At 63.1% G+C, this 2,090-nt stretch carries 4 protein-coding genes; all 4 read left to right on the forward strand.

Annotated features, from left to right (window positions below; all coding sequences use genetic code 11):
* On the forward strand, nucleotides 1–429 hold a 429-nt coding region (gene rpsE, locus VGP39_RS08865), incomplete at its 5' end, for a 30S ribosomal protein S5 (protein WP_327567732.1).
* 81 nt (nucleotides 430–510) lie between these two features.
* Nucleotides 511–705, forward strand: coding sequence for a 50S ribosomal protein L30 (rpmD, locus tag VGP39_RS08870; protein ID WP_327567733.1), 195 nt, complete (start codon nucleotides 511–513; stop codon nucleotides 703–705).
* A gap of 156 nt (nucleotides 706–861) precedes the next feature.
* The gene (rplO, locus tag VGP39_RS08875) at nucleotides 862–1,347 is read left to right on the forward strand and encodes a 50S ribosomal protein L15 (RefSeq protein WP_327567734.1); all 486 of its coding nucleotides are present in this window, start codon (nucleotides 862–864) and stop codon (nucleotides 1,345–1,347) included.
* Between the two features lie 116 nt (nucleotides 1,348–1,463).
* On the forward strand, nucleotides 1,464–2,090 hold a 627-nt coding region (locus tag VGP39_RS08880; RefSeq protein ID WP_327567735.1), incomplete at its 3' end, for a preprotein translocase subunit SecY.

Here is a 2,090-nt window from a genome sequence, read left to right on the forward strand (position 1 = left end):
GTCATCGGCGACCAGAAGGGCCGGGTCGGATTCGGCCACGGCAAGGCGCGCGAAGTCCCGGAAGCGATCCGCAAGGCGACTGAGTCGGCGAAGCGCAACCTGACCCGCGTTGCATTGCGCGAAGGCCGCACGCTGCATCACGATATCGCCGGCCGCCATGGCGCCGGCCGGGTTTACCTGCGCGCGGCGCCGGCCGGTACCGGCATCATTGCCGGCGGCCCGATGCGCGCGGTGTTCGAAACGCTCGGCATCCAGGACGTGGTGGCGAAATCGATCGGCTCGTCGAACCCCTACAACATGGTTCGCGCTACTTTCGACGCGCTGAAACATCAGGATTCGCCGCGCTCGGTTGCGGCCCGCCGCAACATCAAGGTGTCGACGCTGCAGTCGCGCCGCGTCGGCGGCGACGCCGAAGTGGTCGCTGAGTAAATGGCATGATCCGGAAAAGAGGGTACCGGTTTTCCGATTAAGATCATGCCACGCTAAATAAGACTTTCTGGAGTTATCACGATGGCCAAGGCCGCAAAGATGATCAAGGTCGAGCAGACCGGCAGCGCGATCCGCCGCCATCACTCGCAGCGTGCGACGCTGATCGGCCTAAAACTCAACAAGATCGGCCGGATCACCGAACTGCAGGATACGCCTGCGATTCGCGGCATGATCGCAAAGGTTCAACACCTCGTCCGCGTCGTCGACGAGAAATAGTTTTTGCGTCATGCCCGGCCTTGTGCCGGGCATCCACGTCTTTTTCTTGCGTCAGACTCGCAAAAGACGTGGATGGCCGGGACATAGGCGAGCGGAAGCGACGCCGTCCTTCAGACGGCTATGCCCGGCCATGACGAAGAGAGAGGGAAGCTAACGATGAAGCTCAGCGATATCGCCGACAATGCCGGCTCGCGCAAGAAGCGCATGCGGGTCGGCCGTGGCATCGGTTCCGGCAAGGGCAAGACCGCCGGCCGCGGCGGCAAGGGCCAGACCGCGCGCTCCGGCGTGCGCATCAAGGGCTTCGAAGGCGGCCAGATGCCGCTGCATCGGCGGCTGCCGAAGCGCGGCTTCACCAACATTTTCCGGGTTGAATTCGCCGAGATCAACCTCGACCGTATCCAGGGCGCGATCGATGCCAAGACGCTCGACGCCAAGGACGTCATCAACGCCGAATCGCTGGTGAAATCCGGCGCCATCCGGCGCGCCAAGGGTGGCGTGCGCCTGCTGGGGCGCGGCGAGATCAAGACCCAGCTGACCATCGAGGTTCACGGCGCGTCGAAATCCGCGATCGCGGCGGTCGAGAAGGCCGGCGGCACGGTGAAAATCCTGGCGCCGAAAAAGGACGAAGGCGAAGCTGCGTAACATCTGCGTCATCGCCGGCTTAAGCCTGCGATCCGGCACGCCGGGACGGTGGATTTTTCGAAAGCCGAGCACCAAATTGATGTCCGGCGTCAGTGAGGCGCGGGAGAAAGCCAAACATGGTCTCTGCAGCAGAACAACTGGCGGCAAATCTTAACTTCGGCGCCCTGGCCAAGGCGGACGAACTGAAGAAGCGCATCTGGTTCACGCTGGGTGCGCTCTTGGTCTATCGCTTCGGCACCTACATCCCGCTGCCCGGCATCGACCCCGCCGCCTGGGAGCAGGTTTTCAAGTCGCAGGCCGGCGGCATTCTCGGCATGTTCAACATGTTCGCCGGCGGCGGCATCAACCGCATGGCGATCTTCGCTCTGAACATCATGCCGTATATCTCGGCGTCGATCATCATCCAGCTTCTGACCACCGTCTCGCCGCAGCTCGAAGCCCTCAAGAAAGAGGGCGAAGCCGGTCGCAAGACGCTGAACCAGTACACCCGCTACCTCACGGTGATCCTGGCCGCGTTCCAGTCCTATGGCATCGCCGTCGGCCTGCAGGGCGCCGGCAACGTCGTCAGCGAACCCGGAGCGTTCTTCCTGCTGTCCACCTCGATCACATTGACCGGCGGCACCATGTTCCTGATGTGGCTCGGCGAGCAGATCACCTCGCGCGGCATCGGCAACGGCATTTCACTGATCATCCTCGCGGGTATCGTCGCGGAGCTGCCCTCGGCGCTGGCCAACATGCTCGAG

It is taken from the genome of Bradyrhizobium sp., assembly GCF_036009065.1.
Classification (GTDB): domain Bacteria; phylum Pseudomonadota; class Alphaproteobacteria; order Rhizobiales; family Xanthobacteraceae; genus Bradyrhizobium.